Origin of the sequence: Saccharopolyspora antibiotica (assembly GCF_047200635.1) — a bacterium.
Lineage (GTDB): Bacteria > Actinomycetota > Actinomycetes > Mycobacteriales > Pseudonocardiaceae > Saccharopolyspora_C.
This window is the reverse complement of sequence record NZ_JBJZOI010000005.1, coordinates 84,920-105,103: the sequence shown is the minus strand read 5'-3', so window position 1 is coordinate 105,103 and position 20,184 is coordinate 84,920. Positions and strand designations below refer to the sequence as shown.

Annotated in this window: 16 protein-coding genes and 1 riboswitch; of the genes, 9 read left to right on the top strand and 7 right to left on the bottom strand. The window is 73.4% G+C overall.

The window, feature by feature from the left end:
* Positions 1–39: 39 nt before the first annotated feature.
* The 4 genes from ACL03H_RS04985 to ACL03H_RS04970 all read left to right on the top strand — a co-directional run bounded on the left by ACL03H_RS04985 (position 40) and on the right by ACL03H_RS04970 (position 6,435).
* Positions 40–2,001, top strand: coding sequence for a M48 family metallopeptidase (locus ACL03H_RS04985; protein WP_412809885.1), 1,962 nt, complete (start codon positions 40–42; stop codon positions 1,999–2,001).
* A 498-nt stretch (positions 2,002–2,499) separates the two neighbouring features.
* Positions 2,500–3,228: a phosphatidylserine decarboxylase gene (locus tag ACL03H_RS04980; protein ID WP_412809884.1), complete on the top strand. Its 729-nt coding sequence runs from the start codon at positions 2,500–2,502 to the stop codon at positions 3,226–3,228.
* On the top strand, positions 3,225–4,163 hold the full coding sequence (gene pssA, locus ACL03H_RS04975; protein ID WP_412809883.1) for a CDP-diacylglycerol--serine O-phosphatidyltransferase: 939 nt from the start codon (positions 3,225–3,227) through the stop codon (positions 4,161–4,163). Before ACL03H_RS04980 ends, pssA begins: the two co-directional genes overlap by 4 nt.
* 46 nt (positions 4,164–4,209) lie before the next feature.
* Positions 4,210–6,435 (top strand): AAA family ATPase, encoded by a 2,226-nt coding sequence (locus ACL03H_RS04970; protein ID WP_412809882.1) that lies wholly within the window; start codon positions 4,210–4,212, stop codon positions 6,433–6,435.
* A gap of 6 nt (positions 6,436–6,441) precedes the next feature.
* Here the strand turns inward: ACL03H_RS04970 and ACL03H_RS04965 are convergent, their stop codons facing one another.
* Complete coding sequence (locus tag ACL03H_RS04965; RefSeq protein WP_412809881.1) at positions 6,442–7,092, bottom strand: LytR C-terminal domain-containing protein; 651 nt, start codon at positions 7,090–7,092, stop codon at positions 6,442–6,444.
* Positions 7,092–7,559 (bottom strand): DUF3263 domain-containing protein, encoded by a 468-nt coding sequence (locus ACL03H_RS04960; RefSeq protein ID WP_412809880.1) that lies wholly within the window; start codon positions 7,557–7,559, stop codon positions 7,092–7,094. The genes ACL03H_RS04965 and ACL03H_RS04960 overlap by 1 nt, the downstream gene beginning before the upstream one ends.
* Positions 7,560–7,784: 225 nt before the next feature.
* On the opposite strand from ACL03H_RS04960, the gene ACL03H_RS04955 reads away from it, so the two are divergent.
* The 4 genes from ACL03H_RS04955 to ACL03H_RS04940 all read left to right on the top strand — a co-directional run bounded on the left by ACL03H_RS04955 (position 7,785) and on the right by ACL03H_RS04940 (position 13,413).
* Complete coding sequence (locus ACL03H_RS04955; protein ID WP_412809879.1) at positions 7,785–8,363, top strand: peptide deformylase; 579 nt, start codon at positions 7,785–7,787, stop codon at positions 8,361–8,363.
* Between the two features lie 226 nt (positions 8,364–8,589).
* Entirely contained in the window at positions 8,590–10,233 is a 1,644-nt protein-coding gene (gene thiC / locus ACL03H_RS04950) for a phosphomethylpyrimidine synthase ThiC (protein WP_412809878.1), read from the top strand.
* Positions 10,234–10,296: 63 nt separating this feature from the next.
* On the top strand, positions 10,297–11,160 hold the full coding sequence (thiD, locus tag ACL03H_RS04945) for a bifunctional hydroxymethylpyrimidine kinase/phosphomethylpyrimidine kinase (RefSeq protein ID WP_412809877.1): 864 nt from the start codon (positions 10,297–10,299) through the stop codon (positions 11,158–11,160).
* 261 nt (positions 11,161–11,421) lie between these two features.
* A complete protein-coding gene (locus ACL03H_RS04940) occupies positions 11,422–13,413 on the top strand; it encodes an FUSC family protein (RefSeq protein ID WP_412809876.1) in 1,992 nt (663 codons plus the stop codon).
* 1,144 nt (positions 13,414–14,557) lie between these two features.
* On the opposite strand, the gene thiG is transcribed toward ACL03H_RS04940, so the two are convergent.
* The 3 genes from thiG to thiO all read right to left on the bottom strand — a co-directional run bounded on the left by thiG (position 14,558) and on the right by thiO (position 16,624).
* The gene (gene thiG, locus ACL03H_RS04935) at positions 14,558–15,316 is read right to left on the bottom strand and encodes a thiazole synthase (RefSeq protein ID WP_412809875.1); all 759 of its coding nucleotides are present in this window, start codon (positions 15,314–15,316) and stop codon (positions 14,558–14,560) included.
* Position 15,317: 1 nt separating this feature from the next.
* Entirely contained in the window at positions 15,318–15,518 is a 201-nt protein-coding gene (thiS, locus tag ACL03H_RS04930; protein ID WP_412809874.1) for a sulfur carrier protein ThiS, read from the bottom strand.
* Positions 15,506–16,624 carry a glycine oxidase ThiO gene (thiO, locus tag ACL03H_RS04925; protein WP_412809873.1) on the bottom strand — a complete coding sequence of 373 codons (1,119 nt, stop codon included), beginning with the start codon at positions 16,622–16,624 and terminating at the stop codon, positions 15,506–15,508. Before thiO ends, thiS begins: the two co-directional genes overlap by 13 nt.
* A riboswitch (TPP riboswitch) is annotated at positions 16,614–16,721 on the bottom strand. Its footprint overlaps the gene before it by 11 nt.
* A 74-nt stretch (positions 16,722–16,795) precedes the next feature.
* Between thiO and thiE the strand changes: the two genes are divergently transcribed.
* Positions 16,796–17,470, top strand: a complete 675-nt coding sequence (thiE, locus tag ACL03H_RS04920; protein WP_412809872.1) for a thiamine phosphate synthase — start codon at positions 16,796–16,798, stop codon at positions 17,468–17,470.
* A gap of 293 nt (positions 17,471–17,763) precedes the next feature.
* On the opposite strand, the gene ACL03H_RS04915 is transcribed toward thiE, so the two are convergent.
* A complete protein-coding gene (locus ACL03H_RS04915; RefSeq protein WP_412809871.1) occupies positions 17,764–18,885 on the bottom strand; it encodes an alpha-lytic protease prodomain-containing protein in 1,122 nt (373 codons plus the stop codon).
* Positions 18,886–19,060: 175 nt separating this feature from the next.
* Positions 19,061–19,999 (bottom strand): hypothetical protein, encoded by a 939-nt coding sequence (locus ACL03H_RS04910; protein WP_412809870.1) that lies wholly within the window; start codon positions 19,997–19,999, stop codon positions 19,061–19,063.
* Positions 20,000–20,184 lie beyond the last annotated feature (185 nt).

Below are 20,184 nucleotides of genomic sequence, written 5' to 3'. Positions count from 1 at the left end.
CCCGGCAATCGACAGACCTCACTCAGGAGTTTCAACACCGTGCGTGGCCCCTGGCGCGCCGCCTTGGCGCTGGCGTTGCACATCGGCTTCTTCGCCGTTCCTCTCGGAATGGTGCTGGGCCTGCTCGCGATAGCCGCCTACACCGTGCGCCTCGACTTCGGCGGCGGAGTCCGCGCCGGGCTGGCCGCGGTCCTGGTCGCGGCGGTGATCGGCATCGGCCTGCGGACGGTCCTGCGGGAGCGGGAGCGACCGCGCGGCGTCGAGCTGACCCGCGCCGCGCAGCCGAAGATCTGGAAGATGATCGACTCGATCACGGCGGGATCCGGCGCCGCCACCCCGGACGAGGTGCGGGTGACCTCGCGACCCCGCGCCCGGCTCCGGGAGGACACCGCGCTGCTCGGGCTCCGGGTCCGCGCCCGGCACCTGGAGATCGGGTTACCGCTCATCGCCGGGCTGTCCACCAGCGAGCTGCGCGCCGTGGTGGCCCGCGAGCTCGGGCGCACGGTCGGCGCGGGCAAGCTGGTGGTGCTGGCCGACCGCGTCGAGACGAGCGTGCGGCGCACCGCGAACGGCCTCACCGGCGGGCCGGTGAAGTGGTTGTTCACCGGATACGCCCGGCTCTGCACGTCGATCGCGGGCGGGGTCGGCGACCGGCTCTGGCTCGGCGCGGACGTGGTCGCGGTGAAGGCCGCGGGCAAGCGCGCCGCGGTCACCTCGCTGCGCAAGATGAAGGCGATCGAGTTCGGCTGGCGCGACTACGCCGAGCAGTACCTGAGCATGGCCACCAAGGTCGAGCACGCCCCGGACCTGCTTCTCGGGTTCCGGGCGTTCATGGACCACCCGGAGCGCAAGCCGCAGCTCGCCGAGCGGGTCAAGCAGGCGCTGGCCGACGAGCGCGACGTGAGCCCCTCCACCCGGGAGCGGGTGGAAGCGATGAAGCGGCTGCGCGGCGGCGACCGGGAGCCCGAGGAGCACCCCGCCTTCGCGCTGCTGCGGGAACCGCGCAAGAGCGTCCCGGAACTGGAGAGCAGGTTGCTGGTCGACGGGCTCGGCCCCCGGCTGCCCTGGCCGGACCTGGCCCGCAAGGCGGGCGCGGCGGAGGTCGCCCGGCAGGCGGGGCTGCTGAGCTCGGCGGTGGCGCAGAGCGGGTTGGAGTGCCCGCCCGCGATCGGTGGAGTGCTCGCCGCGATCCACCGGGGCGAGGGACCGGACCTGATCAACCCGGTGCTCAACCCCGGGCTGAGCCCCGACCGGGTGGACGAGGCCGCGGTGGACACCCTCACCGAGCTGCTCGGGGGTGCCGTGGTGGACGCGCTGGTCTGCGCCGGCCGCGCGCAGCACGAGCTGGACTGGGCGGGCGAGTCCGTGGTGCGGCTGAGCTCCGGCAGGCCGCTGGACCCGGATCGGCTGGTGCGCCCGGCTGTGGCCGATCCGCGGTTGATCCCCGGCCTGCACCGGGCGCTGGTCGACCTCGGCGTCCCGCTGCAGCACGCCCGCGAGCCCGCCGCCGAACCGGAGCCCTCGGTGTCCGGACTGGTCAGCCCGGTGCTGTACGCGGGCGAGCGCTACGACCTGCTCGTCACCGACCGGGGCCTGGTGTTCCTCCCGAGCTCGGCGAGCGCGGCTCGGCGGTTGCTGGCCGGCGCCTCGGCCCGGGTGTGGCAGTCGGAGCTGGAGGAGCTCGACGAGCTGCTGGTGGCCCAGGTGGACCGGCTGCGGGAGCGGGACGGCGCGCAGTGGGTGGACAGCAGGGACGTGGCGGCCACGACGCTGACCCACGAGAAGTCGGGCTGGTCGCTGAAGCTGGAGCTGTACCTGGACGACGCCTCCAGCTCGGAGGTGCGCCCGGACGCGGTGGTGACCGGGGCGGACGACGTCGCGGAACTCGTGGTGCGCAGCACCCCGGACACCGACGAGCGCGGCGATCCCTACGGCGGCCTCGGCGAGCTGATGGGCGCGCGGATGCGGGTGGACGATCGGCAGGAGTCCTCTGACGAGTGAGGGACACCTTCCGGCGAGTTGTCACACTGGGTCACCAATTTTGCCGACCAATGTCCTCCAATAGCGGCTACGTAGTTCATGTGAGCTCAATTACACTGGGAATCGCGTAACAACCTGTCGATCGACTCCGTCTCTTCAGACGTCAGCTCCTTCCCCAGGAGGGAGCGGACACCGGGTTCCGTGTGCCGTCGGGGGGTGCACGGGCCCACTTCGGGGACCGTTCGGCGCCCACGGGGAGGCGCCTGGCGGTAGGTGCCGGGGTGGCACCGGCGCTTCGGGGGCGCCGGGCCACCCCGGCACTTCTCTCCCCGCCTCGCCCGTTCCAGGGCAAGTGCCTCACCCGTTCAGGGCATCCGCCCCGCGCACCGGACCGCGGAGGAACCACCCGGCCCCCTGACGCACCCGCCGGGGGCCCGTCGGAGATGCTGTACCGGCACGGTCGCAGCGCGTTCCCACGCGCGACGACGACGACCTCCGACGCAGGGGTGTAGCAGCTCGATGAGCACCCAGACAGAACCCGGCACGTCCTCCGGCAACCCGCTGGCGCACCTCGCCCAGCTGGCCCGCGACACCGTCCCCCCGATGCACCCGGCGGGCAAGCCTTTCGTGCTCGGCTCCGCCCTCGCCACCCTGCTGCTGCGCCGCGCGTGGCGGCCCGCCGGCGTCCTCGGCGGCATCGCGACCGCCTGGTGCGCCTGGTTCTTCCGCGAGCCCCGGCGCGTCACGCCGAGCCGGAGCGGGATCGCGGTCGCGCCGGCCGACGGCACCGTGGCGCACGTGGAGGCGGCCACCCCGCCGCCCGAGCTCGGGCTCGGCGACCGCGAGATGACCAGGATCAGCGCGTTCCTCACCGTCTTCGACGTGCACGTGCAGCGGCTGCCCGCGCACGGCGAGATCGAGCAGGTCGCCTACAGGCCCGGCAAGTTCCTCTCCGCCGACCTGGACAAGGCCAGCGACGACAACGAGCGCAACTCGCTGCTGCTGCGCACCGACGAGGGCCACGAGCTCGCCGTCGTGCAGATCGCCGGGCTCGTCGCCCGCCGCATCGTCTGCTCCGCCCAGGACGGCGATCGCGCCGTCGCGGGCCGCACCTACGGGCTGATCCGATTCGGCTCCCGCGTCGACCTCTACGTGCCCGCGGGCAGCCGGGTCCTCGTGGAGCCCGGCCAGCGCACCGTGGGCGGCGAAACCGTGCTCGCCGAGCTCCCTGGTGGCGAGCGGGCATGAACGGCCCGCGCCTCACCCCGCCCGGCATCCGCCTGCTGCCGAACGCGATCACGGTGCTGGCGATGTGCTCGGGGCTCTCCGCCGTGCAGTTCGCGCTGAACGGCGAGCTCAACGGGGCCATCGCGGCGGTCGCGGTGGCGGCCGTGCTGGACGGCCTCGACGGCCGGATCGCGCGGCTGCTGGACGCGACCTCGCGGATGGGCGCGGAGCTGGACTCGCTCTCGGACGCGATGTCGTTCGGGGTGGCCCCGGCGCTGACGCTCTACGCCTGGCAGCTGCAGGACAACCGGGCGGGGTGGATCGCGGCCCTCATCTTCGCGGTGTGCATGATCCTGCGCCTGGCGCGGTTCAACACGCTGCTCGACGACACCGCGCAGCCCGCGTTCAGCAAGGAGTTCTTCGTCGGCGTCCCCGCCCCGGCGGCGGGTCTGCTGGCGCTGCTGCCGCTGGTGCTCACCGCGCACTTCGGCTACCTCGGCTGGTGGGCGCAGCAGCCGGTCGTGATCGGATGGATCGTGGCGGTGGCCGCGCTGGCGGTGAGCCGGGTGCCGACGCTGTCGCTGAAGACCGCGAAGGTGCCCGCGCGGCTGATGGCACCGCTGCTGGTGCTGGTGGCGGTGCTGGCCGCCGGGATCATCGTGTTCCCGCTGATCTCGCTGGCCATCGCGCTGGTGGTGTACCTCGTGCACATCCCGTACGCCGTCTACCGGCATCGCTGGCTGGTGCGGCACCCGGAGGCCTGGGCGGCCGCTCCCCGCGAGCGGCGCGCGATCCGCCGGAGCACCCAGCGTCGGCTCGGGCTGCGGCCGCCGCTGCCCCGGCGCGCGTTCGCCGGCACCCGCCAGCGGATGCGCCGCAACCGGGGTCCGGAGGGTCCCCGGCTGAGCTGGCGTCGGCTCGGCCTGCGCCGCGATCGCGGTGGCACCAGGCCGTAACCCGTTCCGCGCGGGTCCGGGCGGAACGACCACTACAGTCGGCGGCGTGCCGTCGTTGACGCTGACCGCCCGCCTCTCGCCCGCCGCCGCCGACACCCGCCGAGGCGTGGTGCGGCTGCACCCCGAAGTGCTCGACGCGCTGGGCCTGCGCCCGTGGGACGCGGTCGCGCTCACCGGCGCTCGCGTGACCGTCGCGCTGGCCGCGGCCGCCGAGCGCGGCTGGCCGCCCGGAGTGGTGCTGGTGGACGACATCGCCCTCACGAACCTCGGCTTGGCCGAGGGCTCCGAGATCGGTGTCGCGCCCGCCCGGGTGGCTCCCGCGCGCCGGGTGACCGTCGCCGGGTCCCGGCTCGCCACCGCGACGGCGCCGCCCGAGGCGATCCGGCTGGCGCTGACCGGCAAGGTCTTCCGGCCCGGGGACACCGTGTCGCTGCTGCCCCAGGACCTCGCGCCCGCGACGGCGGCCAACGCCGGACAGGTGCGCAGGCGGCTGTCCGCGTCGATCGGGCTGACCTGGACCAACGAACTCATCACCATCGCCGCCACCGATCCCGACGGCGCCGTCACCGTGCAACCGTCCACGGTGGTGTCCTGGCGCGGCGCCGAGGGCTCCGCGCCGAGCCGGCCCGCGCCGTCCGACGCGGCACCAGCCCCCGCGCCTCCCCCGGCCGCGGTGCCCGAGGAACCCGCGCTGCCCGTGAGCGACCTGGTCGGATCCCGCGAGACCGCCACCCGACTCGCCGACTGGCTGCGGCTGTCCTTCGAACAACCGGAGCTGCTGCGCAGGCTCGGAGCGGGCGCCCAGCTCGGCGTGCTGCTCAGCGGCCCGGCCGGGGTGGGCAAGGCCACCCTGGCGCGCTCGGTGGCCGCCGAGGTGGGCGCCGAGCTCGTGGAGATCACCGCGCCCAGCATCGCCGCCCTCGAATCCCGCTCCGCCGCCCAGCGCCTGCAGGAGGGGCTGGACCGGGCCACCGAGATCGCGGCGGGCGGGAGCAGCTGCGTGCTGCTGCTCACCGACGTCGACAGCTTGCTGCCCGCCACCGAGCCTCCGCCGCTGGCGACCGTCGCGCTCGACGCGCTCGACGCCGCGCTCGGCGCCGAGCGGCTCGCCGTGGTGGTGACCAGCGCGCAGCCGCAGTCCGTGGACCCGAGGCTGCGCGAGCCCGGCCGGGTGGACCGGGAACTCACCCTCGCGCTGCCGGACTCCGCGACCCGGATCGAGCTGCTGCGGGTGCTGCTGCGCGGCGCCCCGCTGGAACCCGACGTGGCGCTGGGCGAGCTGGCCGAACGCACTCCCGGCTTCGCGGCGGCGGACCTGGTGGCGCTGCGCCGGGAGGCCGGAGTGCGCGCCGCGCTGCGGCATCGGGACGGGGACGGCACGGCCGAGCCCGCGATCGCCCAGAGCGACCTCGTCGAGGCGCTCTCCTCGGTCCGGCCCATCTCGATGTCCACTTCGGACACCCTGCAGACCGGGGGGCTCACGCTGGACGACGTGGGCGACATGACCGAGGTGAAGCGGTCGCTCACCGAAGCCGTGCTGTGGCCGCTGCGCTACCCCGACTCGTTCACCCGGCTCGGCGTGGAGCCACCGCGCGGGTTGCTGCTGTACGGACCGCCGGGCTGCGGGAAGACCTTCCTGGTGCGGGCGCTGGCCGGCAGCGGGCGGCTCAACGTGCTCTCGGTCAAGGGCGCGGAGCTGATGGACAAGTTCGTCGGCGAGTCCGAGCGGGCGGTGCGCGAGCTCTTCCTGCGCGCCGCGAACGCCGCGCCGACGCTGATCTTCCTCGACGAGGTGGACGCGCTGGCGCCCCGTCGCGGCCAGTCCAGCGACTCCGGCGTCGGCGACCGGGTGGTGGCGGCGCTGCTCACCGAGCTCGACGGGGTGGAGCCGCTGCGGGAGGTCGTGGTGCTCGGCGCGACGAACCGGCCCGAGCTCGTCGATCCGGCGCTGCTGCGTCCCGGCAGGCTGGAACGGCTGATCTACGTGCCGCCGCCGGACGGCGAGGCGCGCGCGGAGATCCTGCGCTCCGCGGCGCGGAACACCCCGCTGGCCTCCGACGTGGACCTGGCCGAGGTGGCCTCGGAACTGGACGGCTACTCGGCGGCGGACTGCGCGGCGCTGGTCCGGGAGGCGGCGCTGACCGCGATGCGCGAATCCCTCGAGGCCGCCGAGGTCTCCGCCGCGCACCTGGCCACCGCCCGGCAGGTGGTGCGTCCCTCCCTCGATCCCGCGCAGCTCGCGGCCTTGGAGAGCTACGCCGGATCCCGGTGAGGGGCGCTACTTGCCGCCCTTGCCCAGCCCCTTGTAGTCGTTGGTGATGATCGCGATGACGCCCGGGCTGGCGCCGTCGAGACCGTCGAAGCGGGGCTCGGTGCGGGCCTGGAACGCGGCGGCGACCTCCTCGGCCTGCGCCTGCTCCGGGGTGCCGGGGCGGTAGTAGATCGTCGTGGTGGGGATCGTGCCGCGGGCGTAGTTGCCGACCTCCGGCACGTCGTAGCCGACGCTGCGGAACTCGTCGGCAGCGCGGTGCGCGAGCCCCCTGATGGTGCTGTTGTTGTAGACGCGCACCACGATCTTGGGCCGTCCTTGCTCGCCCTGGCCCGCGCCGGGAGCGTCCGGGCGCGGCTGGTTCGCGGGCGGGGACTGGGGCTCCGGAGCGGGGGTCTGCGCGGGCGGCTCGTCCGCGGTGGGCGCCGGCGCGGACGTGGAGGGGGCGGGGGCCGGCTCGGAGCTGCTGGGCGCGGGCGGCAGCGGGGGCAGCGGCTCGGAGGTCTGCTGCTGGTCCACCGGCGGCGCGGCCGCGTCGTCGGGCCCGCCGGACACCAGCGCGGACACGCCGAGCACGGCCGCCAGCGCTCCGACTCCGATGAGGGCGAAGCCACCGATCTTCGCGGCGGACGGGCTGGTCGGGGGTTCCCCGGAAGTCATCAGTGCCACTCGATTCCCAGTCGGCGGGCCTGCCGGGCACGCTGCCGACTCGCCCGCACCTTGCGCAAACGTTTGACCAGCATCGGATCCACCCGGGCCGCCGCCGGGTCGTCCAGCAGGGCGTTCAGCACCTGGTGGTACCGGGTGCCGGACATGTCGAACAGCTCGCGGACGGCCCGCTCCTTGCCGCCCGCGCACTTCCACCACTGCCGCTCGAACGCGAGGATGCTCAGCTCGCGGTCGTCCAGCTCCCGGTCCGCCGAACCCACCCGCTCCGCGTTCGCTCGATCGTCCGTCGCGGACGGTTCGGGCGGAACTCGCGGCAGCGGTTCGGTGGGCGCGTCGACCGGTCGCAGGTGCCCGCGGGGCGAGGAGTCGGGCGCCGCTTCGCGCTGCCCGGCGGTGCGCGCCATCTCCTGGCACTGCCGGGCGATCTCGTGCACGGTCAGCATCTGGGCGGCGTCCATCTGGCTCCTCGCGTCGCGATCCGGGGATCCCCGCGTTCGCCGGAATCACACGGGTGTGATTCCGCGCCCATTACACCACGCGACCCAGACCGCCGTGCGCGGCCAACACGCCCCGGGCGAAGATCCCCGAGGCCACGCGCGGGCAGGCCGTCGAAGATCACTCCGATGGGCGGCCGGAGGCCGGTCCGACGTGTTCCGGCCGGGCGGACCGATACCCTTCGCCGCATGGCTGTTCACCCGATCCGCATCGTGGGCGACCCGGTGCTGCACCACCCCACGCGTCCCGTCGAGCAGTTCGACGACGCGCTGCGCTCCCTCGTCGACGACATGTTCGAGACGAACACCGCCGCCAACGGCGCCGGGCTCGCGGCGACGCAGATCGGAGTGGACCTGCGGGTGTTCGTCTACGACTGCCCGGACGACGAGGGCGTGCGGCACCGCGGCGTGGTGGTGAACCCGGTGCTGGAGACCGGTGAGATCCCGCAGACCATGCCGGACCCGGAGGACGACTGGGAGGGCTGCCTCTCGGTGCCGGGCGAGGCCTTCCCCACCGGCCGGGCGAGCTGGGCGAAGGTCACCGGCTTCGACGTCGACGGCTCCCCGGTGGAGGTGGAGGGCACCGGATTCTTCGCCCGCTGCCTGCAGCACGAGACCGATCACCTGGACGGGTACCTGTACTTGAGCAGGCTCGTCGGCCGCAACGCGCGCGCGGCGAAGAAGGCGGTCAAGCGCAACGGCTGGGGTGTCCCCGGCCTCTCCTGGGACCCGGCCGTCGAGGGCGACCCCTTCGCGGTGGAGGACTGAGCCGGGCGTCGGAGACCGCGCAGACCGCGTCGCGCGGTGACGCGCGTTCGGGTGTCACCGCCTCGGGGGTTGGCAGGGATCGGAGCGCGGGGCTAGCCTCGGCGACGACAACAGATCGCGGGAGCTCGCACCGAAAGCGGGCTGAGAGGGTGGCTGGATCAGACGATCCGGGGCCGCCGACCGCCTGAACCTGACCGGATAATGCCGGCGTAGGGAGTGAACGGCCATGGCCGACGCGCGTTCTTCTCTGTCCACTTCGGACTCCTCTGGTGCCGGTGTGACCACCGGGCCGATCACCGGCTCTCGCAAGGTCCATCACGAGGTGGGCGACCTGCGGGTGCCCGCCCGGCGGATCGAGCTGAGCAACGGCGAACACCTCGACGTCTACGACACCTCCGGGCCTTACACCGACGAGGCCGCTGCCGTCGACGTGCACGCCGGGCTCCCCCGCACCCGGGAGAGCTGGTCCGCTGAGCACCGCACCCAGCTGGCCTGGGCCAAGGCCGGAGTGATCACCCGCGAGATGGAGTTCGTCGCCGCCCGCGAGGACGTGCCCGCGGAGCTGGTCCGCGACGAGATCGCCCGTGGCCGCGCGGTGCTGCCCGTCAACCGCCGCCACCCCGAGAGCGAGCCGATGATCATCGGGAAGCGGTTCCTGGTGAAGATCAACGCGAACATCGGGAACTCGGCGGTCACCTCCTCGGTCGAAGAAGAGGTCGAGAAGATGGTGTGGGCCGCCCGCTGGGGCGCGGACACGATCATGGACCTGTCCACCGGCAAGCGGATCCACGAGACCCGCGAGCGGATCCTGCGCAACTCCCCGGTGCCGGTGGGCACGGTGCCGATCTACCAGGCGCTGGAGAAGGTCGGTGGCGATCCGGCGAAGCTGACCTGGGAGATCTACCGGGACACCGTCATCGAGCAGTGCGAGCAGGGCGTGGACTACATGACGGTGCACGCCGGAGTCCTGTTGCGATACGTGCCGCTCACCGCGCGGCGCGTCACCGGGATCGTCTCCCGCGGCGGTTCGATCATGGCCGCGTGGTGCCTGGCGCACCACCAGGAGAGCTTCCTCTACACGCACTTCTCCGAGCTGTGCGAGATCCTGCGCGACTACGACGTCACCTTCTCCCTCGGCGACGGGCTGCGGCCCGGCTCCATCGCCGATGCCAACGACCGCGCCCAGTTCGCGGAGCTGGAGACGCTCGGCGAGCTCACCAAGATCGCCCGCGAGCACGACGTGCAGGTGATGATCGAGGGCCCCGGTCACGTCCCGATGCACAAGATCGTGGAGAACGTGCGGCTCGAGGAGGAGCTCTGCGACGAGGCTCCCTTCTACACCCTGGGCCCGCTGACCACCGACATCGCCCCGGCGTACGACCACATCACCTCCGGTATCGGCGCGGCGATGATCGCGCAGGCGGGCACCGCGATGCTCTGCTACGTCACGCCCAAGGAGCACCTGGGCCTGCCCGACCGGGACGACGTGAAGACCGGCGTGATCACCTACAAGATCGCCGCCCACGCCGCCGACCTGGCCAAGGGGCACCCCCGGGCGCAGGAGTGGGACGACGCGCTGTCGAAGGCCCGCTTCGAGTTCCGCTGGACCGACCAGTTCCACCTGGCGCTCGACCCCGACACGGCGAAGTCGTACCACGACCAGACGCTGCCCGCGGAGCCCGCGAAGACGGCGCACTTCTGCTCGATGTGCGGCCCGAAGTTCTGTTCGATGAAGATCACTCAGGACGTGCGCAGGTTCGCCGAGGAGCGCGGTCTCACCAGCGTCGAGGCGATCGAGGAGGGCATGCGGGAGAAGTCCGCCGAGTTCACCGGTTCCGGTGGCGAGGTGTACCTGCCGATCGTGCGCTGAGCGGTCCTGGCGCGGGCGACCGGGCACCCCGGTCCCGCGACCGGCGGCCGTACCATGGTCCGGATGCTTGAGACACCCGGTCACCTGCGACCACCCGCGAACGACGCGGCGCCACCGACGGCGCTCACCATCGCGGGCTCGGACTCCGGCGGCAGCGCGGGCATGCACGCGGACCTGCGCGCGTTCTTCTCCTGCGGGGTGCACGGCATGACCGCCGTGACAGCAGTGACCGTGCAGAACACCGTCGGCGTCACCGGGCTGGTCGAGATCCCGCCGGAGACGGTGGCCGCGCAGATCGCGGCGGTCGCCGCGGACATCGGGGTGGACGCGGCGAAGACCGGCGTGCTGTCCTCGGCGGCGACCATCGAGGCCGTGGTGGCCGCCTGCGACGAGCACGGAATCGGGCGCGGGGGCGCCACCCCGTTCGTCGTCGACCCGGTGGCCGCTTCCCGGAGCGGGGAACCGCTGCTGCGCCCGGACGCGCTGGACGCGCTGCGCCAGCAGGCCTTCCCGCGTGCGACGCTGGTGACGCCGAACCTGGACGAGGTGCGGCTGCTCACCGGGATCGACGCCCGCGACCGGAACGACCTGCTGGACGCCGCCAAGGCGGTGCACGACTTCGGGCCGGACTGGGTCCTGATCAAGAGCGGCCATCTGGTCGACGACCCGGAGTGCGTCGACCTGCTCTTCGACGGCAGCACCGCGCTGCAGTTCCCCGGACCGCGCTACTCGACGGTGCACACGCACGGCGCGGGAGACGTGTTCGCCTCGGCGATCACGGCGGCGCTGGCCAAGGGCGCCGCGATGCCCGAAGCGGTCGCCGCCGGCAAGCGGTTCGTGACCCGCAGCGTGGAGCACGCCTACCCGCTCGGCTCGGGCGTGGGCCCGGTGTCGACGTTCTGGCGCGTGAGCCCGCGCTCGATCTGAGTCCGGCCGCCACCCGGGGCGCCATCGCGGCGACGCGACCAGTTTCCCGGCGGGCCCGACGGCGTGACTGCGCCAAGCGATAACTTGAGTTACCGGATCAGGTGATTTTTGCCGCCACGGGTAACTCACAAGGCGGGTTCCGTCGACATAAAGCGTGAGACATCCCGCAGCCCCCGCCGGTCCGCCACCGCGGATGGCGACGCGCGCGCTGCGCCTGTCCCCCGCACACGCAACGAGAACGTCAGGAGCGAAGCGACCGCCGTGGCTGCACCCAGGTGGACGACCGTCAAGAACCGGCTGCTTGCCGGGCTCAACACCGAGGCCGGCGCCCCCGACCTCAGGAAACGCCAGTACGCGCTGGCCGTGCTGCTCACCGCGATCGCCGTGACCGCGGTCGGCTGGCTGTTCGACCTGCGCACGCCCGCGCTGATCGGCGGGCTCACCGCCGTGTTCGCGCTGGTCGCCGCCGGGGGCCAGTCGCTGCGCTCGGACCTGCACCGCTTCTCCTGGTTCGGACCCGCGCTGGTCGCCGTGATGGCGGTCGGGCCGCTGCTCGACGCGGTACCGGTGCTGGCCGGGCTGCTCGTCGCGGTCGTCGTGTTCGGCTCGGGGATGCTGCCCGCGCTCGGCGAGCAGTACCGGGTCAGCGGGCAGACCTTCGCCGCCGCGACCCTCGTCGCCACCACCACCGGCATCGGGGCCGGACAGCCCGCGTGGCTGCTGTTCCTGTCCACCGCCGCCGGAGCCGTTTTCGCGCTGGTGCTGCGGGTGCTCATCGGCATCGGCGACCCGACCCGCTCCACCCGCGCCGCGGCGTCCCGCACCCTGCTCGAACCCGGGCCCGGCGTGCTGGAGATCGCGGCGAGCGCCTGGCGCGCCGACGGGTCGAGCACCTGGCTGGGGCAAGTGCTGGCCGGGGCCGCCCGATTCCGCGCCGCTCGCGAGACGCTGCTCGCCCAGGCCCAGCAGACCGACCGGATCGAGGCCGAACGGCTGCACCGCATCGTCGCCGAAGCCGATCTCGTCGCCGCCGAGCTCGCCCGCGCCGTGCGCGCTCGCGCCTGCACCGGGCTGCCCGCCATGGCCCGCGTCGATCCCGCGCAGGCCGTCGTCGCCACGGGCGGGCGGCAGGACCTCCCCGAGGCCGTGCGGGGCATGAACGAAGGGCTGGACCGGATCCGCGGCGCCGTCGTGCAGCGCGTGGAGGCAGCCGCCAGCCCGCCCGCTCCCGGTGGTCGCCGCCAGCGGGCCCTCGGCGGGATCAAGGCGCACCTGTCGCTGCGGTCCTCGCTGTTCCGGCACGCGCTGCGCTGCACCCTCGCGGTCGCCGTCGGCATGGTCATCGTGCTGCTGCTGCACGATCCCTCGGCCTCGACCCTGCTGCTCGCGCTCTACGTCGTACTCGCCCCCGCCGCCCGGGACAGCATGAACGGCGCCCTCGAACGCACCGGTGGCGCCGTGCTCGGCGTGGTCGTGCTGGCCGCGCTGATCACCCTGCTGCCCGGGGTCTACCTGCTCGTCCCGGTCGTGGTCGCGGCCATGCTGCTCGGCGTCGAACGCCTGCGCACCGACTACCAGGTCCTGCTCACCTCGCTGATCGTGATCACCGTGGTCGACCAGGCGATGCGGCTCGACCGGCCGCTGGCGAACGTGGCGATCAGCTTCGCCTCGAACACCGCCGTCGGCGCCGCCATCGCGCTCGGCGTGGGCTACATCAGCTTCCTGGTGCTGCCCAGCAGCGTGGTGCCCGACGTGCGCGGCGCGATCCGCTCGACCGTGTGGTCCGTGTCCGAGCTGCTGCGCAGCGTCCGAGCCGCCGGGCAGGGGCACGAAGTGCGCACCGCCATGCAGTCCGCCCACGTGCTCGCCCTGCGCCGCACCCAGGACCTGCTCGGCATGCCCGCCCTCCTCGACGAGCCGGACTCCGACGAAGACCCGCAGACCACGCGCGCGGCGGCGGTGGCGTTGGACGCGCTGCGCCAGGACGTCGCCACCCTGGCCTTCCGGCCGGAAGCCGAACGAGCCGTCGCGGTGCCCGCCCTGAAGGCCGTCGACCAGCTGCTCAGCGGACGCGGCACGGCCAAGATCCCCGACATCCAGTCCACCGGGGCTCCCGCGACCGAGCTGCTGGCGAGCTCGCTGGTCGAGAACGCGCTGCACGCCCGCGCCGCCATCGACCAGACCCTGGGCAACGTCCCGTGGAAGAGCTACTCCATCAACTTCGTGCGCACCGAACGCCTGCGCATCCGCTGATCCCGGGACGACCGGGTCCGCCGCTGGCCGCGTGCGGACCCGGTCGCTCAGGCGGCGCAGCGCATCGCGGATCTCGGCGACCAGTCCTGCCGGATCTTCCCGCAGCCGCTGAGCGGTGATCACGATGACGTGCCAGCCGCACGCCCGGATCCGGCGCAGCCGCCTGCGGTCCGCCTCGTACCGGCGCGGATCGCCGTGCCACGCGCCGTCGTACTCCAGCGCCAGCTTGACGTCCTCGAAGGCGAGGTCCACCCGGGCGATGAACACCCGGCCGTCCCTGATCTCGACCTGCGGCACGGGCCGGAGCCCGTCTCGGACCAGCAGGACGCGCAGCAACGACTCCTGGATCGACTCGGCCCTGCCGTCGAGCAGGGCGAAACCGCGACGTGCCTTGTGGATCCCGTAGTAGCGGCGCGTGCCGAGGAGCTCGGCGAGCCGGCGCTCGCCCAGGACGCCGGCGTGCAGCAGGGCGTCGACGCAGGCCACGCCGTACGGGAGGGAGTAGCGGGCGAGCAGGTCCAGCGCGATCCGCTCGGGTTGCGCCCGGCGGATGCCGTGCCACGGCGCGTGCTCGTCCGGCGCGGTCTGGCGTGCCCAGCAGCGGAGCCCAGCGCGGCGGTTCACGTACCGGTGTCCCGGCACCAGCGCCTCGACCGGGTCCCGCGGGCCGGCCAGCGGGACGCCGAGCAGGGCGGCCGCCGACCTGCCCGTCAGGACCGCGTCCTCGGGCAGGGTGAGCGCGGCCGCGCGGCACTTCAGCTCGTGCGAGGCCGGGGTGTCCGCCGTGGTGTAGATGCCGTGCAGGACGCGGCGGTACTGCGGGCCGCGCAGCCGCGCGTCCGTGACACCGCGCTCGCGGGCTTCGGCCCGGGTGACCAGCGGACCCGGGGCCACCCGCTCATCGGGAGTGGTCATGCCTCCACGGTGCGGAAGATCCCGCTCCGGCGGCAGGGGCAATCCGCACATCTGTGGATGAATCGCCGCCCTGTGGACAACTCACCCCCTCCCGAGGCGCCCTCCACCCAACCGACGGTCCCCCACCAGCTCACCCGCTCGGCCCGGATGCGCGATTTCTCGAGAAATTGCCCACCCGTTGATCTTGGGCTTCCGGGGAGACCGGGGCGAATTCTCGAGAAATCGCGGTTCAGGGGTGGGTGGGGCTGGAAGCTCGCGCCCAGAAGCGTTGCGGAATCCGGCCGGCCGTGGCGGCGAGGCGGCCGGCTTCGACGGCGGAGCGCATGGCAGCGGCCATCCGGGGCGGATCCTGGGCACGGGTGACGGCGCTGGCGAGCAAGACCGCATCGCAACCGAGCTCCATCGCCAGGGCCGCGTCGGAGGCGGTGCCGATACCCGCGTCGAGCACCACCGGCACCGCCGCCCGGGACGTGATCAGCTCGATGTTGTGCGGATTCCGGATCCCGAGCCCGGTGCCGATCGGCGAGCCCAGCGGCATCACCGCAGCGCATCCGACGTCGGCGAGCCGACGGGCCAGCACCGGGTCGTCGTTGGTGTAGGCGAGCACGACGAACCCCTGGTCGACGAGCTGCTCGGCCGCGTCGAGCAGCTCCACCGGATCGGGCAGCAGCGTCTCCTCGTCCGCCACCACCTCCAGCTTCACCCAGTTCGTCTCCAGCGCCTCCCGCGCCAGCTGGGCGGTGAGCACCGCCTCGGCCGCGGTCCGGCACCCCGCCGTGTTCGGCAGCGACTCGATGCCGAGCCTGCCCAGCAGTTCGAGCACCCCGGTGCGCCCGCCCGCGTCAGCGCGGCGCATCGCGACCGTGGTGAGCTCGGTGCCCGAGGCGATCAGCGCGCGCTCCAGCACTGCGAGGTTCGCCGCTCCCCCGGTTCCCGTGATCAGCCGCGAGCCGAACTCCCGGCCCGCGATCACCAGTGGATCGTCCACGTCAGCCTCCCTGCACCGCGGTGAGCACTTCCACGACCGCCCCGTCGCGCAACCGGGTGGCGGGCCAGGAAGCCCTGGGCACCACCGCACCGTCGACGGCGACGGCCACGCCGCGCTCGGCCACCCCGAACTCCGCCAGCACTCCGGCCAGCGTGTCGTCCGCGGTCACCGGTCGCGGCGCACCGTTGATCAGCACTTGCACGGTCGACCTCCTCCGTCGTGTCCCCGCTCCGGATCGACGGCCGCGGGTGGCCGCTGCCCGGCCAGGACCGCGAGCACGGCCTCGGCGGTGATCGGCGCGAGCAGGAACCCGTTGCGGTGGTGGCCGGTCGCGACCAGCACCCCGGGTTCCAGCCACCCGATCAACGGCAGGTTGTCGTGGGTTCCGGGCCGCAACCCGGCGAGGGCCTCGACCAGCTCGTACTCGGCGATCCCCGGCAGCAGCCGTTCGGCGTCCGCCAGCAGGTCTCGCACCCCGCCCGCGGTGACGCCGAGGTCGAAACCGGCGTCGTGCTGGGTCGCGCCGACGACGAGGCCTCGGTCGTCGCGCGGCACCAGGTAGACCTGCCTGCCGTGCACCGGTCCGCGCACGGTCCGGGTGGGAGGTGGCAGCGCCGAGCGGCGCGCGCGCAGCCGCAGCACCTCGCCCTTCACCGGCCGGATCCGGCCGCGCAGCCCGTCGTGCAGCTCGCCGGAGCGCGCCCCAGCGGCGATCACCGCGACGTCGCAGCGCAGCTCTTCGCCATCGAGCTCCACCGCTCCGGGCCGCACCGCGCGCACCCGGCCGTCGCGGAACTCCGCCCCGGCCGCCTCCGCCGCCGAGCGCAGCGCGGCCAGCGCGAGCCGGTTGTCCACGGCCAGGTCCCCGGGCACCGCCAGCCCGCGCCGCACTCCGGGTCCGAGGGAGGGTTCCGCACGGCGCAGCTCCCGCGCGCTGAGCCGGGTGACCTCGCGACCGAGCGAGGCGAGATGCTCGGCGAGCCGGTCCAGGTCGGCGCGGTCGGCCTCGTCCACGGCCACCACGAAGGTCCCCTCCGTGCGCAGGGCGGTGGCGCGCCCGGAATCGCGGACCAGCTCCTCGGCGAAGCCGGGCCAGCGCAGCAGGGACTCGGAGCCGAGCTCCAGGAGTTCTTCCTCGCCGGGCGTCGCCTCGGCGACGGGGGCGAGCATCCCGCCGGCCACCCAGGAAGCGGCGCGTTCCCCGGCGTCGATCACGCGCACGCGGTGCCCCGCGCGCGCGGCCCGCCAAGCCACGGCGAGACCGATGACGCCGCCACCCACGACGGTGACGGCCGACAGCTCAGACATCTGCGCTCCCTGCGCCGGCATGACCCGGATCAGGTTCGACGGTCGGGGCTCGTGCCCCCTCTCAGCCCGGTTGCTCCGGACTCCCGTGCGGACCACCTCCCACCGTACTCATCACCGGGGACGTGGTCAGCAGGCGGCCAGGACCAGCGGGGGCGGGGATACCCTGGGGTCATGCCCGGATTGGACGGTGTCGGCATCCGCACGCGGCTCGCCGAAGCACGGCTGTACCTCTGCACCGACGCGCGCACCGAGCGGGGTGACCTGGCCGAGTTCGTCGAGGCCGCGCTCTCCGGTGGCGTGGACGTGATCCAGCTGCGGGACAAGGGGCGCGACGGCGCTCCGCTGGAGGCGCGCCGGGAGCTCGCGGCGCTGGAGGTGCTCGCGGAGGCGTGCGTGCGGCACGGGGCCCTGCTGGCGGTGAACGACCGCGCGGACGTGGCGCTGGCCGCGGAGGCCGACGTGCTGCACCTGGGCCAGGACGACCTCCCCGTCCCGGTCGCCCGCCGGATCCTCGGCGACGAGATCGCCATCGGCCGCTCCACGCACGACGTGGTGCAGGCCGACGCGGGCGCGACCGAGGCCGGAGTGGACTACTTCTGCACCGGGCCGGTGTGGACGACTCCGACGAAGCCCGGCCGAGAGGCCGCGGGGCCCGCTTTGGTGCGCCACGCGGCGGAGCACCGGGGCCACGGCAGGCCGTGGTTCGCGATCGGCGGCATCGACCACTCCAACCTGCCCGAGGTGGTGGCGGCCGGAGCGGAGCGCATCGTCGTGGTCCGCGCGATCACCGAGGCCGAGGACCCGCGCGCCGCCGCCGAGTCCCTCCGCGCCGGCCTGCCCGACTGACCACCGATCTTGCGATTTCGCGAGAAATCGCGGTGCGACGCGTCGACCCCGGGTGCCGGGCTCCGCGCGGACAACGCCGCGGACCGCGCTCGCGGGGCGGCAATTTCGCGAGAAATCGCGGTACCGCGCGCGGTGACGGCGGCGGGGGAAGAGAGATTTCTTGAGAAATCGCGGAAGCGGGCTGCGCCTCGTGGGGCTGAGGCGCAGCCCGCTCCTGGACCGCTCGGTCACCCGGGAACGAGGGGCGTTCACGGGCGTTCGCCGCGCACCCGGGTTCACCGGGCGCGGGCGGCTCACTGGGTGAGCAGGGTGAGCCCGTAGGCGTCGAGGATCTCGTTGACCGGCTGGAAGTACGTGGTCCCGCCGTTGGTGCAGTCGCCCGAACCGCCGGAGGTCACGCCCTGCGCCTGGTCATCGGACAGCCAGGAGCCGCCCGAGTCACCGGGCTCGGCGCACACGTCGGTGCGGGTGAGGCCTTCGACGCTGCCCTCCGCGTAGTTCACCGTCTGGTTCTTGGCCTCGACGGTGCCGCAGTGCCAGCCGGTGGTGGAACCGGACCGGCAGATCGACGCGCCCTCGGCGGCCTCGGTGGAGCCGCCCACGCCGACGCTGCCGCCCGCGTAGTCGTTCACCAGCGGCTGCGGGGTCTCGCCCGAGGCGACCTCCACGTAGGAGTAGTCGTTGCCGGGGAACGAGGAGCCGGCGAAGGTTCCGGACGGGCTGCTGGTGGAGTCGCCCTCGTTGCCGCAGTGGCCGGCGCTGACGAAGCCGCCCTCCACCGAGAAGCCGACGGAGCAGCGGGCGCCGCTGCCGATCATGTAGGCGTTGCCGCCGATGACGTCGGCGAGGACGCGTGGTGCCTCGGTGGACTCCACGACCCGCACCGCCTGCGCGTCCACCCCGGAGGAGCGGACGAAGTCGGCGGCCTGCGCGCCGGAGCCGGTGGCGGCGGTGAGCACGACCTTGTTGCTGGCCGAGTCGACGTACCAGCCGGTGACGCCCTGGGGGGCCTGCTGCGCGTTGAGGCCGTCCACGACGCCGCCGAGCTGCGCGGTGCTGAACTGGACCACCTTCGCCTCGGCACCGGCGGCCCGGACCTCGTCGACGAGGTTCGCGTCCGTCACGCCGACGACGAGCTTGCCCAGCGCGGCGTCGTAGCGCGAACCGCCGAAGGCGTCGGCGAGCGCGCCGCGCAGCTCCCGGTCCGCCTCGTTGGCGATGGCCTCGTCGTGCAGCCGCTGCTGCGCCTGTTCGGCGGTGAGGCCGAGGTCGCGCTGCATCGCCTCCATCTGGGTGGCGGCCTTGGCCAGCGGCGCCGGGGCGTCGGTGGCGGATGCGGGCATGGTGAAGGCGGCGACGGTTCCGGCGGCCAGCACGATCGTCCCGGCCACGCGGGCCGCGATTCTGCGTGTCATGGGTGGGCTCCTTACTCCTTGAGGTGGGGCTCAAAGATCCCGACTCGGAGCAGTATTGGTGGAGACCACCGAGCGGCACATCCTCCTTTCGAAGCATCCGGCGACCAAGAATCCCCGGTTAATCCGCGGTGGAGCGCGGGATAACCGGGAATTTTCACCATTCGCATTCATCCGATCACGGAGGGTCCGTTGCGTTCGACTCGCCCGTCGCCCCGGATCCAGGACGCTGCGGAACGCTCTCCACAGCGGTCTCCGGGACCTCCGGAACGCCGCTCACGCTCGGCCGCGGCGCTTCGCTCTGGCCGGTCTCCGTGGTCTCGTCGGTCTCGGGTGGCGCGGGTTCTCCGGCGGAGGATGATTCGGGCGCATCGGAGGAGGTGGGTTCCGGTGCCGTTGACCGCTCCGGGGTCGCCGTCTCCGGCTGCGGCGCGGGGGTCGGCTCGCCCCCGTTCGCGCCGGGGCCGAGCACCCGGCCGACCGTGGTGCCGCCGTCGCCGCCGGAGAGCGGTCGGCCGGTCACGCCCTCCAGGCCGGTGATCACGAGCATGCCGATGCCGAAGACGAGGGCGCTCGTGGCGGCCACCACGCCCCAGCGGATCCTCCGCACCGGATTCTCGGCCTCAGCCGTCGACTGCTCGCTCCAGCGCAGCATCCGGGTCGCGTCGTCCGGGGACACGGACGTCACGCGACGGGTGGCGTCGGGATCCCGTTCGACCTGCTCACCGCCGGGCCACTGCAGCCCGCCGAGGGCCTGGATCTTCCGGGTGGCCTCCTCGCCGGGTCCAGCGCGGCGGGCGGGGACGCCCGGAGCTGGGGCCTTGGCGGTGCGCTTGAGCGCGACGCTCGCCTTGCCCTTGGTGGTCTCCAGCCGTTGCTTGGTCGACTCCAGGGAGCGCTGGTAGAGCGCTCCGCCCACGGTGATGACGATGCTGGTCATCCCGGCGCCGAGCACCGTGCCCGCGAGTCCGAGGTAGGACCCGAGGACCGCGGCGGTCACGGACGCGAGCGCGCCCCCGGCCACCTGGGCACCCGACAAATTGATCTTCTTCGGCTTCGCGTCCGGGTCCTCGTCGTCGGCCCCGGTCTTCCCCCGTTCGACGTTCTCCTTCGCCAAGGTGTGGCTCCTACGTACGCCGGCGCACTCTCTCCCAAACCCGTCAACGGTTGATCTCGGAGCAATTCTCCCGATCGTTGCACTTTCGTGATGACTACCACGTCGAGTAACGGCGAAATGGCCTGCGGATTCCTGATCGATACGGAGCGGAATTGCGCGCGACCGCGCAGTGCCACTGGATCAGG